This window comes from Geodermatophilus arenarius, assembly GCF_042654585.1.
GTDB lineage: Bacteria > Actinomycetota > Actinomycetes > Mycobacteriales > Geodermatophilaceae > Geodermatophilus > Geodermatophilus arenarius.
Genome location: NZ_JBHSGR010000005.1, coordinates 122,113 through 145,768, shown reverse-complemented (window position 1 = coordinate 145,768; position 23,656 = coordinate 122,113). Strand labels below are relative to the sequence as shown.

24 protein-coding genes are annotated in these 23,656 nt (G+C 70.8%); 21 read left to right on the top strand and 3 right to left on the bottom strand.

From position 1 onward, the window contains the following. Window positions 1–54: 54 nt before the first annotated feature. From ACFO3M_RS06710 to ACFO3M_RS06695, 4 genes are all read left to right on the top strand, one after another. Window positions 55–636, top strand: coding sequence for a hypothetical protein (locus ACFO3M_RS06710; RefSeq protein ID WP_387987770.1), 582 nt, complete (start codon window positions 55–57; stop codon window positions 634–636). Window positions 637–641: 5 nt separating this feature from the next. After that, window positions 642–1,418, top strand: a complete 777-nt coding sequence (locus ACFO3M_RS06705; RefSeq protein WP_387987768.1) for a hypothetical protein — start codon at window positions 642–644, stop codon at window positions 1,416–1,418. A 384-nt stretch (window positions 1,419–1,802) separates the two neighbouring features. After that, window positions 1,803–5,312 carry a DNA-directed RNA polymerase subunit beta gene (rpoB, locus tag ACFO3M_RS06700; protein ID WP_456901394.1) on the top strand — a complete coding sequence of 1,170 codons (3,510 nt, stop codon included), beginning with the start codon at window positions 1,803–1,805 and terminating at the stop codon, window positions 5,310–5,312. A 96-nt stretch (window positions 5,313–5,408) separates the two neighbouring features. Continuing rightward, window positions 5,409–9,314 carry a DNA-directed RNA polymerase subunit beta' gene (locus ACFO3M_RS06695; protein WP_387987766.1) on the top strand — a complete coding sequence of 1,302 codons (3,906 nt, stop codon included), beginning with the start codon at window positions 5,409–5,411 and terminating at the stop codon, window positions 9,312–9,314. Between the two features lie 158 nt (window positions 9,315–9,472). Here the strand turns inward: ACFO3M_RS06695 and ACFO3M_RS06690 are convergent, their stop codons facing one another. The 3 genes from ACFO3M_RS06690 to ACFO3M_RS06680 form a co-directional block, all read right to left on the bottom strand. Continuing rightward, complete coding sequence (locus tag ACFO3M_RS06690; RefSeq protein WP_387987764.1) at window positions 9,473–10,516, bottom strand: LLM class F420-dependent oxidoreductase; 1,044 nt, start codon at window positions 10,514–10,516, stop codon at window positions 9,473–9,475. Window positions 10,517–10,594: 78 nt separating this feature from the next. Further along, on the bottom strand, window positions 10,595–10,825 hold the full coding sequence (locus ACFO3M_RS06685) for a hypothetical protein (protein WP_387987762.1): 231 nt from the start codon (window positions 10,823–10,825) through the stop codon (window positions 10,595–10,597). Between the two features lie 146 nt (window positions 10,826–10,971). Continuing rightward, complete coding sequence (locus ACFO3M_RS06680; protein WP_387987760.1) at window positions 10,972–11,937, bottom strand: chymotrypsin family serine protease; 966 nt, start codon at window positions 11,935–11,937, stop codon at window positions 10,972–10,974. Window positions 11,938–12,562: 625 nt separating this feature from the next. On the opposite strand from ACFO3M_RS06680, the gene rpsL reads away from it, so the two are divergent. The 17 genes from rpsL to rplX all read left to right on the top strand — a co-directional run bounded on the left by rpsL (window position 12,563) and on the right by rplX (window position 23,654). Beyond that, window positions 12,563–12,937: a 30S ribosomal protein S12 gene (gene rpsL / locus ACFO3M_RS06675; RefSeq protein ID WP_012950487.1), complete on the top strand. Its 375-nt coding sequence runs from the start codon at window positions 12,563–12,565 to the stop codon at window positions 12,935–12,937. Between the two features lies 1 nt (window position 12,938). Further along, a complete protein-coding gene (gene rpsG, locus ACFO3M_RS06670; protein ID WP_075013303.1) occupies window positions 12,939–13,409 on the top strand; it encodes a 30S ribosomal protein S7 in 471 nt (156 codons plus the stop codon). A gap of 103 nt (window positions 13,410–13,512) precedes the next feature. Next, the gene (gene fusA / locus ACFO3M_RS06665; RefSeq protein WP_387987757.1) at window positions 13,513–15,612 is read left to right on the top strand and encodes an elongation factor G; all 2,100 of its coding nucleotides are present in this window, start codon (window positions 13,513–13,515) and stop codon (window positions 15,610–15,612) included. A 93-nt stretch (window positions 15,613–15,705) separates the two neighbouring features. After that, the gene (gene tuf, locus ACFO3M_RS06660) at window positions 15,706–16,899 is read left to right on the top strand and encodes an elongation factor Tu (RefSeq protein ID WP_387987755.1); all 1,194 of its coding nucleotides are present in this window, start codon (window positions 15,706–15,708) and stop codon (window positions 16,897–16,899) included. Between the two features lie 166 nt (window positions 16,900–17,065). Next, entirely contained in the window at window positions 17,066–17,371 is a 306-nt protein-coding gene (gene rpsJ, locus ACFO3M_RS06655; protein ID WP_014742859.1) for a 30S ribosomal protein S10, read from the top strand. Window positions 17,372–17,387: 16 nt separating this feature from the next. Continuing rightward, entirely contained in the window at window positions 17,388–18,053 is a 666-nt protein-coding gene (gene rplC, locus ACFO3M_RS06650) for a 50S ribosomal protein L3 (protein ID WP_387987752.1), read from the top strand. Further along, complete coding sequence (rplD, locus tag ACFO3M_RS06645) at window positions 18,050–18,868, top strand: 50S ribosomal protein L4 (RefSeq protein ID WP_387987750.1); 819 nt, start codon at window positions 18,050–18,052, stop codon at window positions 18,866–18,868. Before rplC ends, rplD begins: the two co-directional genes overlap by 4 nt. Next, window positions 18,865–19,167 carry a 50S ribosomal protein L23 gene (rplW, locus tag ACFO3M_RS06640; RefSeq protein ID WP_100497379.1) on the top strand — a complete coding sequence of 101 codons (303 nt, stop codon included), beginning with the start codon at window positions 18,865–18,867 and terminating at the stop codon, window positions 19,165–19,167. Before rplD ends, rplW begins: the two co-directional genes overlap by 4 nt. 41 nt (window positions 19,168–19,208) lie before the next feature. Continuing rightward, entirely contained in the window at window positions 19,209–20,042 is an 834-nt protein-coding gene (gene rplB, locus ACFO3M_RS06635) for a 50S ribosomal protein L2 (protein WP_387987748.1), read from the top strand. Between the two features lie 24 nt (window positions 20,043–20,066). After that, the gene (gene rpsS, locus ACFO3M_RS06630) at window positions 20,067–20,348 is read left to right on the top strand and encodes a 30S ribosomal protein S19 (protein ID WP_089402109.1); all 282 of its coding nucleotides are present in this window, start codon (window positions 20,067–20,069) and stop codon (window positions 20,346–20,348) included. Between the two features lie 26 nt (window positions 20,349–20,374). Next, complete coding sequence (rplV, locus tag ACFO3M_RS06625) at window positions 20,375–20,854, top strand: 50S ribosomal protein L22 (RefSeq protein WP_456901392.1); 480 nt, start codon at window positions 20,375–20,377, stop codon at window positions 20,852–20,854. Beyond that, a complete protein-coding gene (rpsC, locus tag ACFO3M_RS06620) occupies window positions 20,854–21,759 on the top strand; it encodes a 30S ribosomal protein S3 (protein WP_387987745.1) in 906 nt (301 codons plus the stop codon). Before rplV ends, rpsC begins: the two co-directional genes overlap by 1 nt. Before the next feature lie 3 nt (window positions 21,760–21,762). Beyond that, window positions 21,763–22,179: a 50S ribosomal protein L16 gene (rplP, locus tag ACFO3M_RS06615; RefSeq protein ID WP_387987743.1), complete on the top strand. Its 417-nt coding sequence runs from the start codon at window positions 21,763–21,765 to the stop codon at window positions 22,177–22,179. Then, the gene (gene rpmC, locus ACFO3M_RS06610; RefSeq protein ID WP_387987741.1) at window positions 22,179–22,412 is read left to right on the top strand and encodes a 50S ribosomal protein L29; all 234 of its coding nucleotides are present in this window, start codon (window positions 22,179–22,181) and stop codon (window positions 22,410–22,412) included. The genes rplP and rpmC overlap by 1 nt, the downstream gene beginning before the upstream one ends. Then, window positions 22,409–22,708: a 30S ribosomal protein S17 gene (gene rpsQ / locus ACFO3M_RS06605; protein WP_387987740.1), complete on the top strand. Its 300-nt coding sequence runs from the start codon at window positions 22,409–22,411 to the stop codon at window positions 22,706–22,708. Before rpmC ends, rpsQ begins: the two co-directional genes overlap by 4 nt. A 221-nt stretch (window positions 22,709–22,929) precedes the next feature. Then, window positions 22,930–23,298, top strand: coding sequence for a 50S ribosomal protein L14 (rplN, locus tag ACFO3M_RS06600; RefSeq protein ID WP_387987738.1), 369 nt, complete (start codon window positions 22,930–22,932; stop codon window positions 23,296–23,298). A 2-nt stretch (window positions 23,299–23,300) separates the two neighbouring features. Further along, entirely contained in the window at window positions 23,301–23,654 is a 354-nt protein-coding gene (gene rplX, locus ACFO3M_RS06595) for a 50S ribosomal protein L24 (protein WP_456901391.1), read from the top strand. Window positions 23,655–23,656: the final 2 nt, after the last annotated feature.

Here is a 23,656-nt window from a genome sequence, read left to right as displayed (position 1 = left end):
GTCATGCTCATCACCCAGAGCACTCGACACGACACGGGACGAGAGGAGGACGCGGTGACGCGCGCCGGGCAGGACACCGCGACGACCCCCGACGAGGTCCCCGCCGACCCCTCCGCCGACTCCTCCGCCGCCGACGACGCGCCGCGCGCCCGCCGCCGGCTGTCGGTCCCGCTGGTGCCCGTGCTCGCGGCGCTGCTCGTGCTGCTGCTCGCCGCGGCCGGGTGGCTGTGGCTGACCCGCGAGGACGAGTCACCGGTGCGCACCGACAGCTACGTGCAGGTGCTGCAGGCGGCCCGCTCGGGGATCGTCGACCTGACCTCCTTCGACGCGGTCACCATCGACGACGACATCGAGCAGGTACGCCGCGTCGCCACCGGCGACCTGCGCGACGAGTCCCTGGCCCAGCTGCAGGACCGCCGGCAGGAGCTGGTCGACGCCCAGGCGGTCGTGCAGACCGAGGTCGTCGGCGCGGGCGTGGTCAGCGCCGACGAGGACTCCGGCACCGTGCTGCTGGTCATCCGGTCGACGCAGCAGAGCACCGCCAGCCCGCAGGCCCAGGTGCTGCGCTACCGCATCCAGGTGGAGCTCGTGCGCGAGGACGGCCGCTGGCTGCTGTCCGGGATCTCGGGGAGGTGACCGGCGTGAGCGAGACCCCGGGGGAGCGCCCCCGCCCCACGCCGCGCCCGCGCGCGGACCGGCCCCGCCCGTCCCCGCGCCCCCGGGTGGCCGGCAGCCGCCGGGACCGGGAGGAGGCCCGCGCCCAGGCGCCGGAGGCATCCGTCACCGAGGTGCCGGCCGAGGCGCCCGCCCGGCACGGCGCCCGCCGCGCCCGCGCCGAGCGCCCGGCCCGGACCCGCACGGTCCCCGAGCCGTCGTCGCGGCGTCCTCGCCGGCTGCCGCTGGTGGCGGTCCTCACGGTGCTGTGCGTGCTCGCCGCCGGTCTCGTCGGCCTCCTGGCCTGGCAGCGGCTGGACCCCGCGCACGTCTCGCCGTCGGTGTTCGCCGCGGCGCGCGAGGACGTGCAGGCCCTCTACGCCTACGACTACCGGGACTCCGAGGGCAGCGTGCAGCGCAAGCTCGACGTCCTGACCGGCGACCTGCGGGACCAGTACGAGCAGGACCTGTCCCAGGGCGGGATCGTCGACACCTACGAGCAGGTGTCGGCCACCACGCGGTACGAGGTGCTCGACGTCGGCCTGCAGCAGGTCTCCGACGACCAGGACAGCGCGACCGTCGTCGTCTTCGGCCAGTACGTCGTCGAGTCGGTGAACAGCGGGACCCAGCCCGCCCCCGAGGGGTCGGAGTGCACGGTCACCCCCGAGGGCGCGCAGTCGTGCACCCAGACCGTCCAGGTGCAGCTGGCGAGGGTCGACGGCGACTGGAGGATCAGCGACCTGACCCTGCTCACGACCGGCTGATCCGGGGGCCGCGGGCCGGGCCGGCTCGCGCTCCGCGCGGCGTGGCGGAGACAGCGGGGCCCCCGGACTGGCATCATGGCCGCGCGGAACGCCGCCCGGTCTGCCGGACGCCGTCCTTCCCGGAGTGTGGCGGGGCTCGCCCCCCACCCCCCGACGTGGACAGCGTGCGCGAGCAGGGGTAGGGTTCTCTGTTGCGCTGCCCCCTGACTGCCTGCCCGCCGAGACGGGTCACCTGGGCTGCCCGGGATCCCCTCCCGGCACCTGGGCGACACCCCGTTCCCCAGCGGGCCGGACGCCGCGGACAGCCCCGCCATCACCGACGACGACCCAGGACGAACCCGCACCCACCGCCCGCACGTCGTGAGGTCCTTGGAAGGACGCATCTTGGCAGGCTCTCGCCCCACCAGCATCTCCCCCAGCACGACCGAGTCCGGCGGCTTCGGCCAGCAGAACCAGACTCCCCAGGCCGGCCCCCGCACCGGAGAGGCCGACCAGCAGAAGATCCCCGGCGCGCCGCTGCGCGTCTCGTTCGCGAAGATCTCCGAGCCCCTCGAGGTGCCGGATCTGCTCGCCCTGCAGACCGCGTCCTTCGACTGGCTGGTCGGCAGCCCCGAGTGGCGCGCCACCCTCTCGCCCGAGGAGCAGGCGACCGCCGTCGGCGGCCTGGCCGAGATCCTCGAGGAGATCTCCCCGATCGAGGACTTCAGCGGCTCGATGTCGCTGTCCTTCTCCAACCCGCGCTTCGAGGACGTCAAGGCGTCCCTCGAGGAGTGCAAGGACAAGGACATGACCTACGCGGCGCCGCTGTTCGTCACCGCCGAGTTCATGAACAACACCACCGGCGAGATCAAGAGCCAGACGGTGTTCATGGGCGACTTCCCGATCATGACGAACAAGGGCACGTTCGTCATCAACGGGACCGAGCGCGTTGTCGTCTCGCAGCTCGTGCGCAGCCCCGGCGTCTACTTCGACAAGACCCTGGACAAGACCTCCGACAAGGACGTCTTCAGCGCCAAGGTCATCCCCAGCCGTGGTGCGTGGCTGGAGTTCGACGTCGACAAGCGCGACACCGTCGGCGTCCGCATCGACCGCAAGCGCCGCCAGCCGGTCACCGTGCTGCTCAAGGCGCTGGGCTGGACCGAGGACCGCATCCGCGAGCACTTCCAGTGGTCGCCGACCGTCCTCGCCACCCTGGAGAAGGACCACATCGCCGGGCAGGACGAGGCCCTGCTCGACATCTACCGCAAGCTGCGGCCGGGCGAGCCGCCGACGCGGGAGAGCGCCCAGGCGCTGCTGGAGAACCTCTTCTTCAACCCGAAGCGCTACGACCTGGCGAAGGTCGGCCGCTACAAGGTGAACAAGAAGCTCGGCGTCGAGGTCCCGCAGGGCACCCTGACGCTGACCGAGGACGACATCGTCGCCACCATCGAGTACGTCGTGCGGCTGCACGCCGGCGAGCCCGACCACGGCGTCGACGACATCGACCACTTCGGCAACCGCCGCCTGCGCACCGTCGGCGAGCTGATCCAGAACCAGATCCGGGTCGGCCTCTCCCGCATGGAGCGCGTCGTCCGCGAGCGGATGACGACCCAGGACGTCGAGGCGATCACGCCGCAGACCCTGATCAACATCCGGCCGGTCGTCGCCTCCATCAAGGAGTTCTTCGGCACCAGCCAGCTCTCGCAGTTCATGGACCAGACCAACCCGCTCGCGGGCCTGACCCACAAGCGCCGCCTGTCGGCGCTGGGCCCGGGTGGTCTGTCGCGTGAGCGGGCCGGCATGGAGGTCCGCGACGTGCACCCGAGCCACTACGGCCGGATGTGCCCGATCGAGACCCCTGAGGGCCCGAACATCGGCCTGATCGGCTCGCTGTCGGCCTACGGCCGGGTCAACGCCTTCGGCTTCATCGAGACCCCCTACCGGCGGGTCGAGAGCGGCGTCGTCACCGACCAGATCGACTACCTGACCGCCGACGAGGAGGACCGCTTCGTCGTCGCCCAGGCCAACTCGCCGCTGGACGCCCAGGGCCGGTTCGCCGAGGACCGCGTCCTGGTCCGCACCAAGGGCGGTGAGGTCGACTACCTGTCGCCCGAGCAGGTCGACTACATGGACGTCTCGCCGCGGCAGATGACCTCGGTCGCGACGGCGATGATCCCGTTCCTCGAGCACGACGACGCCAACCGCGCGCTCATGGGCGCCAACATGCAGCGCCAGGCCGTCCCGCTGCTGCGCAGCGAGGCGCCGCTGGTCGGCACCGGCATGGAGCTGCGGGCCGCCGTCGACGCCGGCGACGTCGTGGTGGCCGAGAAGGCCGGTGTGGTCGAGGACTCGACCGCCGACTACGTCACCGTCATGGCCGACGACGGCACCCGGCAGACCTACCGGCTGCTGAAGTTCCGCCGCTCGAACCAGGGCACCTCGATCAACCAGACCCCGATCGTCGAGGAGGGTCAGCGGGTCGAGGTCGGCCAGGTCATCGCCGACGGGCCGTGCACCGACCAGGGCGAGATGGCGCTGGGCAAGAACCTGCTCGTCGCCTTCATGCCGTGGGAGGGCCACAACTACGAGGACGCGATCATCCTGTCGCAGCGCCTCGTGCAGGACGACGTCCTGTCCTCGATCCACATCGAGGAGTTCGAGGTCGACGCCCGCGACACCAAGCTCGGTGCCGAGGAGATCACCCGGGACATCCCGAACGTCTCCGAGGAGGTCCTCGCCGACCTCGACGAGCGCGGCATCATCCGCATCGGTGCCGAGGTCGTCCCCGGCGACATCCTCGTCGGCAAGGTCACGCCCAAGGGCGAGACCGAGCTGACCCCCGAGGAGCGGCTGCTCCGGGCGATCTTCGGTGAGAAGGCCCGCGAGGTCCGCGACACGTCGCTGAAGGTCAAGCACGGTGAGTCCGGCAAGGTCATCGGCGTCCGCGTGTTCTCGCGCGAGGACGGCGACGAGCTGCCCGCCGGCGTCAACGAGCTGATCCGGGTCTACGTCGCCCAGATGCGCAAGATCTCCGACGGCGACAAGCTCGCCGGGCGCCACGGCAACAAGGGCGTCATCGCGAAGATCCTGCCGCAGGAGGACATGCCGTTCCTCGAGGACGGCACCCCGGTGGACATCGTCCTCAACCCGCTCGGCGTCCCGGGCCGGATGAACGTCGGCCAGGTCCTCGAGACCCACCTCGGGTGGATCGCCAAGTCCGGCTGGCAGGTCGAGGGCACGCCCGAGTGGGCGGCCAACCTGCCCGAGCAGGCGCGCCAGGCGGAGCCGGGCACCCGGACCGCGACGCCGGTGTTCGACGGCGCCCGCGAGGAGGAGATCATCGGCCTGCTGGGCTCGACGATCCCCAACCGCGACGGCAACCGGATGGTGCAGGAGACCGGCAAGGCGCGGCTGTTCGACGGTCGCTCCGGCGAGCCCTTCCCCGAGGCCATCTCGGTGGGCTACGTCTACATCCTGAAGCTGCTGCACCTGGTCGACGACAAGATCCACGCCCGGTCGACCGGCCCCTACTCGATGATCACGCAGCAGCCGCTGGGTGGTAAGGCGCAGTTCGGTGGCCAGCGCTTCGGTGAGATGGAGTGCTGGGCGATGCAGGCCTACGGCGCGGCCTACGCGCTGCAGGAGCTGCTGACCATCAAGTCCGACGACATCCTGGGCCGCGTCAAGGTCTACGAGGCCATCGTCAAGGGCGAGAACATCCCCGAGCCGGGCATCCCCGAGTCGTTCAAGGTGTTGCTCAAGGAGCTGCAGTCGCTCTGCCTCAACGTCGAGGTCCTCTCCGGCGACGGGCAGGCGATCGAGCTGCGTGACACCGACGACGAGGTGTTCCGGGCCGCGGAGGAGCTGGGCATCGACCTGTCCCGCCGCGAGCCCTCCAGCGTCGAGGACGTGTGATCGGCCGCCGGCCGGCCCTCCTCGTGACGGGCCGGCCGGCGTCCCCAGCCAACGACTAGAAGTGCAGTAACGAGCCCCGGGAAAGGGGTCCACTCAGTGCTCGACGTCAACTTCTTCGACGAGCTCCGCATCGGTCTGGCCACCGGCGACGACATCCGCCAGTGGTCGCACGGTGAGGTGAAGAAGCCCGAGACCATCAACTACCGGACGCTGCGCCCGGAGAAGGACGGTCTCTTCTGCGAGAAGATCTTCGGTCCCACGCGGGACTGGGAGTGCTACTGCGGCAAGTACAAGCGCGTCCGCTTCAAGGGCATCATCTGTGAGCGCTGCGGCGTCGAGGTGACCCGGGCCAAGGTCCGCCGCGAGCGGATGGGCCACATCGAGCTGGCCGCGCCGGTCACCCACATCTGGTTCTTCAAGGGCGTCCCCTCGCGCCTGGGCTACCTGCTCGACCTGGCGCCCAAGGACCTCGAGAAGATCATCTACTTCGCCGCCTACCTGATCACCTCGGTCGACGACGAGGCGCGCCACCGCGACCTCCCGACCATCGAGGCCGAGATCAGCGCGGAGAAGCACAACCTCGAGAGCCGGCGCGACGCCGACGTCGAGGCCCGCCAGCAGAAGCTCGAGGCCGACCTGGCCGAGCTCGAGGCGGAGGGCGCCAAGTCCGACGTCCGCCGCAAGGTGCGCGAGGGCGGCGAGCGCGAGATGCGCCAGCTGCGCGACCGCGCCCAGCGGGAGATCGACCGCCTCGAGGAGGTGCTCGACACCTTCCGCAAGCTCGAGGTCAAGCAGCTCATCGCCGACGAGGGCCTGTACCGGGAGCTGCGCGACCGGTTCGGCGAGTACTTCGAGGGCGGCATGGGTGCCGCTGCCCTGCAGAAGCTGCTGGCCGACTTCGACCTCGACGCCGAGGCCGCCTCGCTGCGCGAGACCATCCGCAACGGCAAGGGCCAGCGCAAGCTGCGGGCCCTCAAGCGGCTGAAGGTCGTCGCGGCGTTCCAGCAGACCCGCAACTCGCCCATGGGCATGGTGCTGGACTGCGTCCCGGTCATCCCGCCGGACCTGCGCCCGATGGTGCAGCTCGACGGTGGCCGCTTCGCCACCAGCGACATGAACGACCTGTACCGCCGGGTCATCAACCGGAACAACCGGCTCAAGCGGCTGCTCGACCTCGGCGCGCCCGAGATCATCGTGAACAACGAGAAGCGGATGCTCCAGGAGTCCGTGGACGCGCTGTTCGACAACGGCCGCCGCGGCCGTCCGGTCACCGGCCCGGGCAACCGCCCGCTGAAGTCCCTGAGCGACCTGCTCAAGGGCAAGCAGGGCCGGTTCCGCCAGAACCTGCTCGGCAAGCGCGTCGACTACTCCGGCCGGTCGGTCATCGTCGTCGGCCCGCAGCTGAAGCTGCACCAGTGCGGCCTGCCGAAGCAGATGGCGCTGGAGCTGTTCAAGCCCTTCGTCATGAAGCGGCTGGTCGACCTCAACCACGCGCAGAACATCAAGTCCGCCAAGCGCATGGTCGAGCGCGCCCGTCCCGTCGTGTGGGACGTGCTCGAGGAGGTCATCACCGAGCACCCGGTGCTGTTGAACCGGGCGCCGACGCTGCACCGCCTGGGCATCCAGGCCTTCGAGCCGCAGCTGGTCGAGGGCAAGGCCATCCAGATCCACCCGCTGGTCTGCACGGCCTTCAACGCCGACTTCGACGGTGACCAGATGGCGGTCCACCTGCCGCTGTCGGCGGAGGCGCAGGCCGAGGCCCGCATCCTCATGCTGTCCAGCAACAACATCCTGAGCCCGGCCGACGGTCGCCCGATCACCGCGCCGACCCAGGACATGGTGCTGGGCCTGTACCACCTGACCACCCTGGTGCCGAGCCGGCACGAGGCCGACGGTGGCCGGCCGGCGGCCTTCGGGTCGACCGCCGAGGCGATCATGGCGTTCGACAAGGGCGCCCTGGGCCTGCAGGAGCGGGCGCTGATCCGCCTCGACGAGGTGTTCGGCGTCGACAACGGCAAGGTCAACCCCGCGTGGGAGCAGCCCGCCGACTGGACCCCGGGTGCCCCGGCGCTGGTCGAGACCAGCCTGGGCCGCGTGCTGTTCAACGAGGCCCTGCCCGAGGACTACCGCTTCGTCAACTACCAGGTGCCGAAGAAGGAGCTCGGGGCGATCGTCAACGACCTCGCCGAGCGCTACCCCAAGGTGCAGGTCGCGGCGACGCTGGACGCCCTCAAGTCGGCCGGCTTCCGCTGGGCGACCCGCTCGGGCGTCACGATCGCCATCGACGACGTCGTCACCCCGCCGGCCAAGCAGGAGATCCTCGACCGGCACGAGGCCGAGGCGCGGGGCATCGAGCGGCAGTACGAGCGCGGTGTCATCACCGACGCCGAGCGCCGCGGCGAGCTGATCGAGATCTGGACCCGCGCGCGGGCCGAGGTCTCCCAGGCGATGGTGGACAACTTCCCGACCACCAACCCGGTCTGGGTCATGGTCAACTCGGGTGCCCGAGGCAACATGATGCAGATCAGCCAGATCGCCGGCATGCGCGGCCTGGTGGCCAACCCGAAGGGCGAGATCATCCCGCGGCCGATCAAGGCCAACTTCCGGGAGGGTCTGTCCGTGCTGGAGTACTTCATCTCCACGCACGGTGCGCGCAAGGGTCTGGCCGACACCGCGCTGCGGACCGCGGACTCCGGGTACCTCACCCGCCGGCTGGTCGACGTCTCGCAGGACGTCATCATCCGCGAGGAGGACTGCGGCACCGAGCGCGGCGTGGTCATGCCGATCGCGACCGTCGTCGACGGTGTCCTGACCCGGGACGCGCACGTCGAGACCAGCGTCTACGCCCGCTCCCTGGCCGCCGACGTGGTGGCCGAGGACGGCACGCTGATCGCGCAGGCCGGCCAGGACCTGGGTGACGTGCTGATCGGCCAGCTGGTCGACGCCGGCGTCGCCGAGGTCAAGGTCCGCTGCGTCCTGACCTGCGAGTCCCTGCTGGGCACCTGCGCGACCTGCTACGGCCGGTCGCTGGCCACCGGCAAGCTCGTCGACGTCGGCGAGGCGGTCGGCATCATCGCCGCCCAGTCGATCGGTGAGCCCGGCACCCAGCTGACGATGCGCACCTTCCACACCGGTGGTGTCGCGGGTGAGGACATCACCCACGGTCTGCCGCGTGTCGTGGAGCTCTTCGAGGCCCGCGTCCCCAAGGGCAAGGCCCCGATCGCCGAGCTGGCCGGCTCCGTCCGGATCGAGGACGGCGAGCAGTTCCGCAAGCTGACCATCACCCCGGACGACGGCTCCGACGAGGTCGTCTACGACAAGCTGTCGCGCCGGTCGCGGCTACGGGTCGAGGACGGCGCCCACGTCGAGGTCGGCGAGCAGCTCACCGAGGGTGCGGTGGACCCGCACGAGGTGCTGCGGATCATGGGCCCGCGCGAGGTGCAGCTGCACCTGGTCCGCGAGGTCCAGGAGGTCTACCGCAGCCAGGGCGTGTCGATCCACGACAAGCACATCGAGGTGATCATCCGCCAGATGCTGAAGCGGGTGACCATCATCGACTCGGGCGCCACGGAGTTCCTCCCCGGCGCGCTGGTCGAGCGGACGCTGTTCGAGACCGAGAACCGCCGCGTCGTCGCCGAGGGCGGCGAGCCGGCCTCGGCCCGCCCGGTGCTCATGGGCATCACCAAGGCCTCGCTCGCCACCGAGTCGTGGCTGTCGGCCGCCTCCTTCCAGGAGACGACCAAGGTGCTCACCGACGCCGCCATCCAGGGCAAGAGCGACTCGCTCCTCGGCCTCAAGGAGAACGTGATCATCGGCAAGCTGATCCCGGCGGGTACGGGCATCAGCCGCTACCGGAACATCACGGTCGAGCCGACCGAGGAGGCCCGCGCCGCCGTCTACACGATGGCCGGGTACGACGACGGGCAGTACTACAGCCCGGACGTCTTCGGGTCGGGCTCCGGTGAGGCCGTGCGCCTCGAGGAGTACGACTGGCGGGGCTGACGAAGGACCTCCCTCTCCCCACCGTTCGCACGCTCACGGCGGGCCCCTGAGGGAGGCCGTTCCAGCACCTCACGTGAGAAGGGCCCCGCAGATCGCGAGATCTGCGGGGCCCTTCCGCGTGTCAGGGGAGCGGCTGCGTCACGTGACGCAACACCGGCCTAGCGGTCGGCCAGCTTCCGCATGGTCTCCACCGTCCGCAGCCGGCCCTCACGGCTGTCGTCCAGGGGCTGCAGCGCGATGGTGGTGACACCGGCCTCCGCGTAGGCGGCCACCCGCTCGGCCACGTAGGACTCCGGCCCGATCAGCGACACCCTGCGGACGAACTCCTCGGGCAGCGCCGCGGCCGCCTCGTCCTTCTTCCCGTCCAGGTAGAGGTCCTGGACGGTCCCGGCGGCCTCCTCGTAGCCGTAGCGGCGGGCGAGGTCGTTGTAGAAGTTCTTCCCCCGGGCGCCCATGCCGCCGACGTAGAGGGCCAGCTGCGGCCGCACCAGGTCGTGCAGGTGGTCGACGTCCTCGCCGATCGCCACCGGGACGCCGCAGATGACCTGCAGGTCCCCGAGCGCGGGGTCGCGCTTGGCCTTCCCGGCGCGCAGCGAGTCGCCCCAGACGTCGTCGGCGCGCTCGGGCATGAACCAGATCGGCTCCCAGACCTCGGCGATCTCGGCGGCGAGCTCCACGTTCTTGGGGCCGAGCGCGGCGAGCATCACCGGGATGCGCTCGCGCACCGGGGTGTTGATCAGCTTCAGCGGCTTGCCGAGGCCCGTGCCCTGCTCGGCCGGCAGCGGCACCGTGTACTTCGGCCCCTCGTGCACGAGCCGCTCGCGGCGCCACACCTGCCGGCAGATCTCCACGACCTCGCGGGTGCGCTGCAGCGGGGCGTCGTAGGGGACGCCGTGCCAGCCCTCGATGACCTGCGGGCCGGAGGCGCCCAGGCCCAGGGTGAACCGCCCACCGGAGACGAAGTCCAGGCCGGCCGCGGTCATGGCCGTCAGGGCCGGCGTCCGGCTGTAGATCGGCAGGATCGCGCTCATCAGCTCGACCCGCTGCGTGACGGCGGCCAGGTAACCGAGCTGGCTGACGGCGTCGAAGGTGTAGACCTCCGCGCACATCGCGAGGTCGAGCCCGGCGGCCTCGAGGTCGACGATCTCCGCCGCCGTCTCCTGGAAACCCCCCGCGTAACTGGCCTGGATGCCGATGCGCACCTGCACTCCTCTGGTCGGCGGCGCCCGCGTCGGCGCCTCCGGCGACCGTAGCGGGTGCGCGCGGGCGGGCCCGGGGGCTCAGGCGGTGCGGCTGCGCAGCGGGCGGATGACGCCGACGACCTCGGTGACGACCCGGACGCCGTCGACGTCGCGGGGGACCAAGCCGGCCGCGTCGGCGTCGGCGACGTCGACCTTGACGACGTAGCCGCTGTCCCGCCGGGCCAGGCCGATGCCGACGACCCCCGGCTGGGCGGAGAGCTGGTCGGCGAGGACGCCCTTGGCGGCGCGGGCGGCGGCACGGTCGGTCACGAGGTCTCCTCGCTGACGCCCGCGCGCCGGGTGCCCGGGACGAGGGAGGTCCCGGACGGCCGTGCGGGCTCGGTCACCTCCCCATGGTGCCTCGTTCCCGCCCGGAGCGACATCCCCCTGACCTGGGGGACGACCTCAGGAGGAGGTCAGGAGGCGACCCACTCCGCCCCCAGGGTGGCCAGCACGGTCGACAGGGGGTTGGCGAAGGTCAGCCCGGCGCCGTTGCGGCCGCCCTGGTCGCTGCCGGCGAACAGCAGGCCCAGCGGGACGCGGTCGGCACTGCGCCAGATGACCGAGCCGCTGTCCCCGCCCGCGGAGAACGGCCCCGACAGGCCCTCGATCTCGATCTGGTCGTCGAAGACGTGCACGCCGTCGTCGTACTGGACGGCGACCCCGTCGACCTCCACCGCGGTGACCCGCCCGCGGGTGTGCCCGGTGGTGCGGCCGACCTTCTCGACCTCCTCGTCCGGCTCCACCTCCAGCCCGTCGGCCACGGTGCCGGCCAGCGGGCCGCCGGGGAGCCGGCCGGGCTCGGCCTCGACGCCCGCGTCCAGGACGGCGACGGCGGCGTCGACCTTGTTGCGCCCCTCGGTGAAGCGCTCGAAGGCGGTCAGCGTGGCCACCCGGTCGGCCGGGACGCCGCCGTCGGCCGGCCCCGGCTGCAGCACCGCGTCCCCCACCGCCCCGGCGTCGCTGGCGGCGAGGACGTGGTTGTTGGACAGGATCGCCAGCCGCCCCTCCACCCGGACGAAGCCGCCCAGCGTCCCCGCCGTGACGGCCGGGTGGGCCACCGACAGTCCCGGGTGCAGCGGGCGCGTGCGCCGCTGCAGCTCCGCCGGGGTGGGGGAGGACAGCGGCACTATCGGCCCGGTCACCCGGACGTCGATCTCGGCTCGCACCACGTCGTCGAGGTCGGTGAGCAGCACCCGGGCGTCGTCCTCGGCCGCCACGCGGATCGCGAGGTGCACCCGCCCGGGGGCGACGGGTGCCAGCCCGATGGCCGGCCGCGTCCACACGCGGCCGCCGAGGTCGCTGGCCCGGACCGGGGGGAAGCCCTCGGCCAGGCGCGCGGACAGCCGCGCCTTGAGCTCGCGCGCCGTGTCGATCAGCACCAGGACCTCCGTAGCGGTGAGTGGTCTCGTTGGGACCGACGGTAGGGGCAGGGTCCGACAGTCGCGCGCCCACCGGGGAACGGAGGCGCGGTCGCGCTCCCGGGCGACGTCCCCTGGCGCGCGGCCCCGGCCGCGGTATGGTGCGACCTCCCCCGGGGCCGTGCGGCACGGTCCCCGCGGCGGCCGGGAATGGCCGGCAGCGCCGCGTCGTTGTCCCCGTCGAACGGGCCCGGGTGGCAGGCAGACCCTGCCCGCTCGGCTCCCGGGACCCGGCTTTGACCGCCTCCCAGCACGCGGGTATCGTGGTCAGCCGTGCCCAGGGTGCCCTGGGCCTGCTCCCGTTCGCGGTGCGCCTGGGTGTCCGGAGGTCCGCCTCCTGGCCGCGGGTCCGCCCCGGTGGGCCGTCCACGGAGGACGGTGTCCGGAGGTGGCGGCGCCGAGTCGCGGGGGGCGACCAGTCCGGTTCGACCGCCGGCCGGTCCTGGGGAAGGCGACACGCCCGACCGCGGGGACCGGTGAGTGGCTCGTGACCCGGGCGGACGACCCCGGCAGGACCGGCACCGGCGACACGACAGCAGCACCGTCCACAGCACGACCCAGCGCAGGTAGGAGATCCAGGCCACCCATGCCCACGATCAACCAGCTGGTCCGCAAGGGCCGCGAGGACAAGGTCGAGAAGACCAAGACCCCGGCGTTGAAGGGCTCCCCTCAGCGTCGAGGCGTGTGCACCCGCGTGTACACCACGACGCCGAAGAAGCCGAACTCGGCGCTCCGCAAGGTCGCTCGCGTCCGCCTCACCAGTGGCATCGAGGTGACCGCCTACATCCCGGGCGTCGGCCACAACCTGCAGGAGCACTCGATGGTGCTCGTGCGCGGCGGCCGCGTGAAGGACCTCCCGGGTGTGCGTTACAAGATCATCCGTGGCTCGCTCGACACCCAGGGTGTCCGCAACCGCAAGCAGGCTCGCAGCCGGTACGGCGCGAAGAAGGAGAAGAGCTGACATGCCGCGCAAGGGCCCCGCGCCGCGCCGTCCGCTGGTCAACGACCCGGTCTACCAGTCGCCGCTGGTCACCCAGCTGGTGAACAAGGTCCTCGTCGACGGTAAGCGCTCGGTCGCCGAGTCGATCGTCTACGGCGCCCTCGAGGGCTGCCGCGCCAAGACCGACACCGACCCGGTGGTCACGCTCAAGCGCGCGCTGGACAACGTCAAGCCGGCCCTCGAGGTCCGCAGCCGCCGCGTCGGTGGCGCGACCTACCAGGTCCCGGTCGAGGTCCGCGCCTCCCGCAGCACCACCCTCGGCCTGCGCTGGCTGATCCAGTACAGCCGGGCGCGCCGCGAGAAGACGATGACCGAGCGCCTCATGAACGAGCTGCTCGACGCCAGCAACGGCCTCGGTGCCGCGGTCAAGCGCCGCGAGGACACCCACAAGATGGCCGAGTCGAACAAGGCCTTCGCGCACTACCGCTGGTAGTCGCACCCCCGCTGGTGACACCCGTCCACCAGCACCCGCCGGCGGGGACGCCGGGCCACCCCCGGACCACCGCACGCGGACCAGAGACAAAGAGGAGTGAGACATGGCCAGCAACGAGGCCCAGCTCGCCAAGACCCGCAACATCGGGATCATGGCGCACATCGACGCCGGCAAGACCACGACGACCGAGCGCATCCTCTTCTACACCGGCATCAACTACAAGATCGGTGAGGTCCACGACGGCGCGGCCACGATGGACTGGATGGAGCAGGAGCAGGAGCGCGGCATCACCATCACGTCCGCCGCGACGAAGTGCTCCTGGAACGGCCACGACATCAACATCATCGACACCCCGGGGCACGTCGACTTCACCGTCGAGGTGGAGCGGTCCCTGCGCGTGCTCGACGGTGCGGTGGCCGTCTACGACGGTGTCGCCGGCGTGGAGCCGCAGACCGAGCAGGTCTGGCGGCAGGCGGAGAAGTACGGCGTCCCGCGCATGTGCTTCGTCAACAAGCTCGACCGGACCGGCGCGAACTTCTTCCGCTGCGTCGACATGATGGTCGAGCGGCTCGGCGCCAACCCGGCCGTGCTGCAGCTGCCCATCGGCGCCGAGGCCGACTTCATCGGCGTCGTCGACCTGGTGCAGATGCGCGCGCTCACCTGGCGCGGGGAGACCAAGATGGGCGAGGACTACGCCATCGAGGAGATCCCCGCCGAGCTCGCCGACCAGGCCGCCGAGTACCGCGACAAGCTGCTCGAGACGATCGCCGAGACCGACGACGCGATCATGGAGGCCTACCTGGGCGGCGAGGACATCCCCGTCGACCAGCTCAAGGCCGCCATCCGCAAGGCGACCATCGCCGCGCAGATCAACCCGGTGCTCACCGGCACGGCGTTCAAGAACAAGGGCGTGCAGCCCCTGCTCGACGCCGTCGTGGACTACCTGCCCAGCCCGCTGGACATCGAGGCCATCGTGGGCACCGCCCTCGACGGCGAGACCGAGGTCCTGCGGCACGCCGACGAGGACGAGCCGTTCTCGGCGCTGGCCTTCAAGATCCAGACCGACCAGCACCTCGGCAAGCTGACCTACGTCCGCGTCTACTCGGGCCGGCTCAACTCCGGGTCCCCGGTGCTCAACAGCACCAAGGACCGCAAGGAGCGGATCGGCAAGATCTACCAGATGCACGCCAACAAGCGCGAGGAGCGCGAGGGCGTGGGCGCCGGCCAGATCGTCGCCGTCGTCGGCCTGAAGCAGACGACCACGGGTGACACCCTCTGCGACCCGCAGAACCCGGTGATCCTCGAGTCGATGACCTTCCCGGCCCCGGTCATCTCGGTCGCGATCGAGCCCAAGACCAAGGGTGACCAGGAGAAGCTCGGCACCGCCATCCAGAAGCTGGCCGAGGAGGACCCGACCTTCCAGGTCCGCCTCGACGAGGAGACCGGTCAGACGGTCATCTCCGGCATGGGCGAGCTCCACCTGGAGATCCTGGTCGACCGCATGCGGCGCGAGTTCCGCGTCGAGGCCAACGTCGGCAAGCCGCAGGTCGCCTACCGCGAGACCATCCGCAAGGCGGTCGAGAAGGTCGACTACACCCACAAGAAGCAGACGGGTGGGTCCGGCCAGTTCGCCAAGGTGCAGGTCAGCATCGAGCCGCTCGAGGTCAGCGGCGACGGCCCGACCTACGAGTTCGTCAACGCCGTGACCGGTGGTCGCATCCCGAAGGAGTACATCCCCTCGGTCGACCAGGGCATGCAGGACGCCATGCAGTACGGCATCCTCGCCGGCTACCCGATGGTCGGCGTCAAGGCGACCCTCGTCGACGGCCAGTACCACGAGGTCGACTCCTCGGAGATGGCCTTCAAGATCGCCGGCTCGATGGTCTTCAAGGAGGCCGCCCGCAAGGCCAGCCCGGCCCTGCTCGAGCCGATGATGGCCGTCGAGGTCGTCACGCCCGAGGACTACATGGGTGACGTCATCGGCGACCTGAACTCCCGGCGCGGGATGATCCAGGCGATGGAGGAGCGCTCCGGCGCCCGCGTCGTCCGGGCCCTGGTCCCGCTCTCGGAGATGTTCGGCTACGTGGGCGACCTGCGCAGCCGCACCCAGGGGCGGGCGAGCTACACCATGGTGTTCGACTCGTACGCCGAGGTCCCGCAGAACGTGGCCAAGGAGATCATCGCCAAGGCCACCGGCGAGTGACCCGCCGGGCGGGGTACGTCCCCGCCCGGCACCCCCAGCAAGCCCACCCCAGAGTTCCCGCGCACGACGCGAGACCACGAGGAGAGGAACCCAGTGGCCAAGGCCAAGTTCGAGCGGACCAAGCCGCACGTCAACATCGGCACCATCGGGCACATCGACCACGGCAAGACCACGCTGACCGCGGCGATCACCAAGGTGCTGCACGACAAGTACCCGGACCTCAACGAGGCGTCGGCCTTCGACCAGATCGACAAGGCGCCCGAGGAGAAGGCCCGCGGCATCACGATCTCGATCGCCCACGTCGAGTACCAGACGGAGAACCGTCACTACGCGCACGTCGACTGCCCCGGGCACGCTGACTACATCAAGAACATGATCACCGGCGCGGCGCAGATGGACGGCGCCATCCTGGTGGTCGCCGCGACCGACGGCCCGATGCCGCAGACCAAGGAGCACGTCCTCCTGGCCCGCCAGGTCGGCGTCCCCTACATCGTCGTGGCGCTGAACAAGGCCGACATGGTCGACGACGAGGAGATCCTCGAGCTCGTCGAGCTGGAGGTCCGCGAGCTGCTGTCCGAGTACGAGTTCCCGGGCGACGACGTCCCCGTGGTCCGCGTCTCGGCGCTGAAGGCCCTCGAGGGCGACGCCGAGTGGGGCGACAAGCTCATGGAGCTCATGGACGCCGTCGACACGGCGATCCCCGAGCCGCAGCGTGAGATCGACAAGCCGTTCCTCATGCCCGTCGAGGACGTCTTCACCATCACCGGTCGCGGCACCGTCGTCACCGGTCGCGTGGAGCGCGGCATCGTCAAGGTGTCGGAGGAGGTCGAGATCGTCGGCATCCGCCCGTCGTCGACCAAGACCACCGTCACCGGCGTCGAGATGTTCCGCAAGCTGCTCGACCAGGGCCAGGCCGGCGACAACGTCGGTCTGCTGCTGCGCGGCATCAAGCGCGAGGACGTGGAGCGCGGCCAGGTCGTCGTGAAGCCCGGCTCGATCACCCCGCACACCAACTTCGAGGGTTCGGTCTACATCCTCTCGAAGGACGAGGGTGGCCGTCACACGCCGTTCTTCAACAACTACCGTCCGCAGTTCTACTTCCGGACGACCGACGTCACCGGCGTCGTGACCCTGCCGGCCGGCACCGAGATGGTCATGCCGGGCGACAACACCGAGATGACGGTCGAGCTCATCCAGCCGATCGCCATGGAGGAGGGCCTGCGGTTCGCCATCCGTGAGGGTGGCCGCACCGTCGGCGCCGGTCGCGTCACCAAGATCCTCAAGTAACACCCGACGGGCGGCGGCGCACCCCTGCGCCGCCGCCCGTCCCCGGGTGTGCGTGCTGCGTGTGTGCACCGCCACCCTCCCCGCTGGGGCCGGACCGGATGACGTCCGGACGCACCCGGCGTTCCCCAGCTAGCAGAACAGCGATCGGCAGGAGCGAGAGACAGCGATGGCGGGACAGAAGATCCGCATCAGGCTGAAGGCCTACGACCACGAGGCGATCGACGCCTCTGCGCGGCGCATCGTCGACACGGTGACCAAGACCGGTGCGCGCGTCGTCGGCCCGGTGCCGCTGCCGACGGAGAAGAACGTGTACTGCGTCATCCGCTCGCCGCACAAGTACAAGGACTCGCGCGAGCACTTCGAGATGCGCACGCACAAGCGGCTCATCGACATCCTCGACCCGACGCCGAAGACGGTCGACGCGCTCATGCGCATCGACCTGCCGGCCTCGGTCGACGTGAACATCCAGTAAGGAACCGAGTCCAGTCATGGCGAGTACGTTCCGCGGGCTCCTCGGCGAGAAGCTGGGGATGACCCAGGTCTTCGACGAGAACAACCGCATCGTGCCGGTGACCGTCGTCAAGGCGGGCCCGAACGTGGTGACGCAGGTGCGCACCCCCGAGGTCGACGGCTACTCGGCCGTCCAGCTCGGCTTCGGCGAGATCGACCCCCGCAAGGTGAACAAGCCCGAGGGTGGCCACTTCGCCAAGGCCGGCGTGACGCCGCGCCGCCACGTGGTCGAGCTGCGCACCGAGGACGCCGGTCAGTACACGACCGGCCAGGAGCTCACCGTCGACGTGTTCGACGGCGTGGCCAAGGTCGACGTCATCGGGACCAGCAAGGGCAAGGGCACCGCGGGTGTCATGAAGCGGCACGGCTTCCGTGGCCTCGGTGCCGCCCACGGCACCCAGCGCAAGCACCGGCACCCCGGCTCCATCGGCGGTGCCTCCACCCCCGGCCGCGTGTTCAAGGGCCTGAAGATGGCCGGCCGCATGGGTGCGGTCAAGACCACGACGCTCTCGCTCACCGTCCACAAGGTGGACACCGAGCGCGGCCTGCTTCTGATCAAGGGCGCCATCCCCGGCCCGAAGGGCGGCCTCGTGCTCGTCCGCTCGGCCGTCAAGGGTGGCCCCGTGGGGAGTGACAACCAGTGACCCAGTCGACCGCGACCGAGGCGGCGCGCGCCGACCGCCAGGTCGACGTCCGCACGCCGGCGGGGGAGACCTCCGGCAGCGTCACGCTGCCCGGTGACCTGTTCGACGCGAACGCGAACGTCGCGCTCATGCACCAGGTCGTCGTCGCCCAGCTGGCCGCGGCCCGCCAGGGCACGCACGCGACCAAGACGCGCGGCGCCGTCAGCGGCGGTGGCGTCAAGCCGTACCGCCAGAAGGGCACCGGCCGTGCCCGGCAGGGCTCGATCCGCGCGCCGCAGTTCGCCGGCGGTGGCACGGTCCACGGCCCCCAGCCGCGCGACTACTCGCAGCGCACGCCCAAGAAGATGAAGGCCGCCGCCCTGCGCGGCGCCCTCTCCGACCGGGCGCGCGCCGGCCGCGTGCACGTCGTCACCACCTTCGTCGACGGCGACGCCCCGAAGACCAAGGCGGCCATCGCCACGCTCGACGCCGTGACGGGTGCCAAGCGGGTGCTCGTGGTCCTCGACCGCGACGACGTCCTCAACTGGGTGAGCCTGCGCAACGAGCCGCGCGTGCACTTGATCGAGGCCGGCCAGCTCAACACCTACGACGTCCTGGTCAGCGACGAGGTGGTCTTCACCGAGACCGCGCTGGCCGAGTTCGTCGCCGGCCCGCACAGCGGCAGCGGCGGCAAGGGCGGCACCTCGCTGACCAAGCCGGACCTGACGACGCCGGACATCCCCGGCGCCATCCCGTCCATCCAGCCGGCCGAGGGCACGACCGACCTGGACCTCGAGCAGAACGAGGCCATCGACACCACCGAGGAGAAGGCGTGAGCGTCCGCGACCCCCGGGACGTCCTGCTGTCGCCGGTCATCTCGGAGAAGAGCTACGGGCTGCTGGACGAGAACCAGTACACGTTCGTGGTGCTGCCCGAGGCCAACAAGACACAGATCAAGATCGCGGTCGAGCAGGTCTTCAACGTGAAGGTCCTCGGCGTGAACACCATCAACCGCCAGGGCAAGCGCAAGCGCAGCCGGGGCAACAAGCTCGGCAAGCGCAAGGACACCAAGCGGGCCATCGTCTCGCTGGCGCCCGGCGACCGGATCGAGATCTTCGGGGGCCCGGGCGCCTGAGCCCGGACTGCCGGACCAGAGACAGAGGAACCGAGTCAGCAATGGCTATCCGCAAGTACAAGCCGACGACGCCGGGCCGCCGTGGCTCCAGCGTCGCCGACTTCGCCGAGGTCACCCGCGACCACCCCGAGAAGTCGCTGGTCCGGCCGCTGCACGGTCGCGGCGGGCGCAACGTCCACGGGAAGGTCACCGCTCGCCACCAGGGCGGCGGCCACAAGCGCGCCTACCGCGTCATCGACTTCCGTCGGGCGGACAAGGACGGCGTGCCGGCGAAGGTCGCGCACATCGAGTACGACCCGAACCGCACCTCCCGCATCGCGCTGCTGCACTTCGCCGACGGCGAGAAGCGCTACATCATCGCGCCGGCCCGCCTGAAGCAGGGCGACACGGTGGAGTGCGGCCCCTCGGCCGACATCAAGCCGGGCAACAACCTGCCGCTGCGCAACATCCCCGTCGGCACGGTCGTGCACGCGATCGAGCTGCGGCCGGGTGGTGGCGCGAAGATCGCCCGCTCCGCCGGCACCAGCGTCCAGCTGGTCGCCCGCGAGGGCCGCTTCGCCCAGCTGCGCATGCCCTCGGGCGAGATCCGCAACGTCGACGTGCGCTGCCGCGCCACCGTCGGCGAGGTGGGCAACGCCGAGCAGTCGAACATCAACTGGGGCAAGGCCGGCCGCATGCGGTGGAAGGGCAAGCGCCCGACCGTCCGCGGTGTCGCCATGAACCCGGTGGACCACCCGCACGGTGGTGGTGAGGGCAAGACCTCCGGTGGTCGCCACCCGGTGAACCCGAAGGGCAAGCCGGAGGGCCGCACGCGCAAGCGCAAGGCCAGTGACGCCCTGATCGTGCGCCGCCGGCGCACCAACAAGAAGCGCTGAGCGGGTTAGAGGAGTCCGACAGACATGCCACGCAGCCTGAAGAAGGGCCCGTTCGTCGACGACCACCTGCTCAAGAAGGTGGACGCGCAGAACGAGAAGGGCACCAAGACGGTCATCCGGACCTGGTCCCGCCGCTCGACGATCATCCCGGACATGCTCGGCCACACCATCGCCGTGCACGACGGTCGCAAGCACGTCCCGGTCTTCGTGACCGAGGCGATGGTCGGGCACAAGCTCGGCGAGTTCGCTCCGACCCGGACCTTCCGCGGTCACGTCAAGGACGACCGCCGGTCGCGGCGCGGCTGAGCCCGGTCCCGAGAGAGAGACTTGAGATGACTTCCCAGCTGGGAGAGGAGACGCAGGTCGCCCGGGCCGTCGCCCGCGGCGTCCGCGTCACCCCCATGAAGGCACGCCGGGTGGTGGACCTCATCCGCTACCTGCCCACCGACGAGGCCCTGGCCCTCCTGCGGTTCGCCCCGCAGTCGGCCAGCGAGCCGGTGGCCAAGGTCGTCGCCAGCGCCGTCGCCAACGCCGAGCACAACCTGCGGCTGGACCCGGCCGCGCTCGTCGTCAGCGCCGCCTACGTCGACGAGGGCCCGACCATGAAGCGGATCCGGCCGCGCGCCCAGGGCCGCGCCTACCGCATCAACAAGCGGACCAGCCACATCACCGTCGAGGTGAGCGAGGTCGGCTCCAGCGCCGACCTCGCCGGCAAGTCCCGCACCGCCCGCCGGCGCACCGGCCAGTCCGGCCCGGCGACGCAGCAGCAGGGCACGCAGCAGCGCTCCAACACGAGGGGAGGGACCCGCTAGTGGGTCAGAAGGTCAACCCGCACGGGTTCCGCCTCGGCATCACCACCGACTACAAGTCCCGGTGGTACGCCGACAAGCTGTACAAGGACTACGTCAAGGAAGACGTGGCCATCCGCAAGCTCATGACCAAGGGCATGGAGCGCGCCGGCATCTCGAAGGTGGAGATCGAGCGCACCCGTGACCGGGTCCGGGTCGACATCCACACCGCCCGGCCGGGCATCGTCATCGGCCGCCGCGGCGCCGAGGCCGACCGCATCCGCGGCGAGCTGGAGAAGCTCACCGGCAAGCAGGTGCAGCTGAACATCCTCGAGGTCAAGAACCCCGAGGCCGACGCCCAGCTCGTGGCCCAGGCCGTGGCCGAGCAGCTGTCCAGCCGCGTCAGCTTCCGCCGCGCCATGCGCAAGGCCATGCAGTCGGCCCAGCGCAGCCCGCAGGTCAAGGGCATCCGGGTGCAGTGCTCCGGGCGCCTGGGCGGCACCGAGATGAGCCGGTCGGAGTTCTACCGCGAGGGTCGCGTGCCGCTGCACACCCTCCGGGCGAACATCGACTACGGCCTGTACGAGGCCCGCACCACCTTCGGCCGCATCGGCGTGAAGGTGTGGATCTACAAGGGCGACGTCAGCGGCTCGCGTGCCGAGCGCGAGGCCCTCGAGGCCCTCGCCGCCCGGCAGCAGCGCCGGGAGCGCCCGCAGCGCCCCCGCCGGTCGGGCTCCAGCGGCACCACCGCCGGTGGTACCGAGGCCGGCCGCGCCGCCGCCGAGACGTCGACCGGTCCGGAGACCGGCGACAGCACCGTGGCCGTGACCTCGGGTGAGGTCGCGCCCGAGCAGACCGTCGCCGAGGCCGCCGGCCCCGAGGCGACCGCCGCGGCCGAGACGACCGCGACCGAGAACACGGAGGGCTGACACGTGCTGATCCCCCGGCGCGTCAAGCACCGCAAGCAGCACCACCCGGACCGCTCCGGCCGGGCCAAGGGCGGCACGGCGATCAACTTCGGTGAGTACGCCATCCAGGCCCTCGAGCCGGCGTACGTGACCAACCGGCAGATCGAGTCCGCCCGTATCGCCATGACCCGGCACATCCGCCGTGGCGGCAAGGTCTGGATCACGATCTACCCGGACCGCCCGCTCACCAAGAAGCCGGCCGAGACCCGCATGGGTTCCGGCAAGGGCTCCCCGGAGTGGTGGGTCGCCAACGTCAAGCCGGGCCGCGTCATGTTCGAGCTGTCGGGTGTCCCGGAGTCGGTGGCCCGCGAGGCCATGCGCCGCGCCATCCACAAGCTGCCCATGAAGGCTCGCTTCATCACGCGTGAAGGAGAGGTGTGATGGCCGCCGGTCTGACCGCCCCGGAGCTGCGCGAGCTCTCGGCCGAGGAGCTCGCCACGCGGCTGCGTGAGCACAAGGAAGAGCTGTTCAACCTGCGCTTCCAGGTGGCCACCGGCCAGCTGGACAACAACCGGCGACTGCAGACCGTCCGCCGCGACATCGCCCGGATCTACACGATCATGCGCGAGCGCGAGCTGGGTCTCTCGGTCGCCCCGAACGAGGGTGTGGCATGAGCGAGCCCCAGAACACCGCTGTCGCCAGCGGCCCCGGCCTGGCCGGCCGCGGCTACCGCAAGGTCCGCGAGGGCCTCGTGGTCAGCGACAAGATGGACAAGACCATCGTCGTCGAGGTCGAGGACCGCGTGAAGCACGGCCTCTACGGCAAGGTCATCCGTCGCACCAGCAAGCTGAAGGCCCACGACGAGCAGGGCGTCGCCGGCATCGGTGACCGCGTGCAGATCATGGAGACCCGGCCGCTGTCGGCCACCAAGCGGTGGCGGCTGGTCGAGGTCCTCGAGAAGGCCAAGTAACACCCGTCGGGGGTCCGCGGGCCCTGTGACCCACGCCCTGCGGGGCGGGTCGCGGGACCGGGTACCCTGGACGACTGGCGCCCCTCCGGGTGAGCGCCACATCCCGGTACCCGTGTCGGACGCACCGGCGGCATCAGTCGCCGGTGCGTCCGCGCGTGGGTACCGGACAGCCGGTTCACCGTTCCGGCCCGGCTGTCACCACTGAGATTTGGGAGTAGGACGTGATCCAGCAGGAGTCGCGGCTCCGGGTCGCCGACAACACCGGTGCGAAGGAGATCCTCTGCATCCGGGTGCTCGGCGGGTCCGGGCGGCGCTACGCCGGCATCGGCGACGTCATCGTGGCGACCGTCAAGGACGCGCTGCCCGGTGCCGGCGTCAAGCGCGGCGACGTCGTCAAGGCCGTCGTCGTCCGCACGCGGAAGGAGCGTCGTCGTCCCGACGGCTCCTACATCCGCTTCGACGAGAACGCCGCGGTGATCATCCGCGACAGCGGCGACCCGCGCGGTACGCGCATCTTCGGTCCCGTCGGCCGCGAGCTGCGCGACAAGCGCTTCATGCGGATCATCTCGCTCGCCCCGGAGGTGCTCTGACCATGGCTGCCAAGAAGACCCCGCCGGCCAAGACGCCGGGCATGAAGGTGAAGAAGGGCGACACCGTGGTGGTCCTGTCCGGCAAGGACAAGGGCGCCCGGGGTCGCGTGATCGCCGCCTACCCCAAGCTGCAGAAGGTCCTCGTCGAGGGCGTCGGCCGCGTCAAGAAGCACACCCGCATCAGCTCGAACCAGCGGGGCGCGCAGCAGGGCGGCATCGTCACCCAGGAGGCTCCCATCCACGTCAGCAACGTGATGGTGATCGACTCCGAGGGGACGCCGACCCGGGTCGGTTACCGCCAGGACGAGGAAGGCCGCAACATCCGGGTGTCGCGGCGGACCGGTAAGGACCTCTGACG

Excerpts from the sequence above, each read along its gene's own strand:
- rpsL (WP_012950487.1), top strand. The coding sequence starts at position 12,563 with ATGCCCACGATCAACCAGCTGGTCCGCAAGGGCCGCGAGGACAAGGTC.
- rpsG (WP_075013303.1), top strand. The coding sequence starts at position 12,939 with ATGCCGCGCAAGGGCCCCGCGCCGCGCCGTCCGCTGGTCAACGACCCG.
- fusA (WP_387987757.1), top strand. The coding sequence starts at position 13,513 with ATGGCCAGCAACGAGGCCCAGCTCGCCAAGACCCGCAACATCGGGATC.
- rpsJ (WP_014742859.1), top strand. The coding sequence starts at position 17,066 with ATGGCGGGACAGAAGATCCGCATCAGGCTGAAGGCCTACGACCACGAG.
- rplC (WP_387987752.1), top strand. The coding sequence starts at position 17,388 with ATGGCGAGTACGTTCCGCGGGCTCCTCGGCGAGAAGCTGGGGATGACC.
- rplB (WP_387987748.1), top strand. The coding sequence starts at position 19,209 with ATGGCTATCCGCAAGTACAAGCCGACGACGCCGGGCCGCCGTGGCTCC.
- rpsS (WP_089402109.1), top strand. The coding sequence starts at position 20,067 with ATGCCACGCAGCCTGAAGAAGGGCCCGTTCGTCGACGACCACCTGCTC.
- rplV (WP_456901392.1), top strand. The coding sequence starts at position 20,375 with ATGACTTCCCAGCTGGGAGAGGAGACGCAGGTCGCCCGGGCCGTCGCC.
- rpmC (WP_387987741.1), top strand. The coding sequence starts at position 22,179 with ATGGCCGCCGGTCTGACCGCCCCGGAGCTGCGCGAGCTCTCGGCCGAG.
- rpsQ (WP_387987740.1), top strand. The coding sequence starts at position 22,409 with ATGAGCGAGCCCCAGAACACCGCTGTCGCCAGCGGCCCCGGCCTGGCC.
- rplX (WP_456901391.1), top strand. The coding sequence starts at position 23,301 with ATGGCTGCCAAGAAGACCCCGCCGGCCAAGACGCCGGGCATGAAGGTG.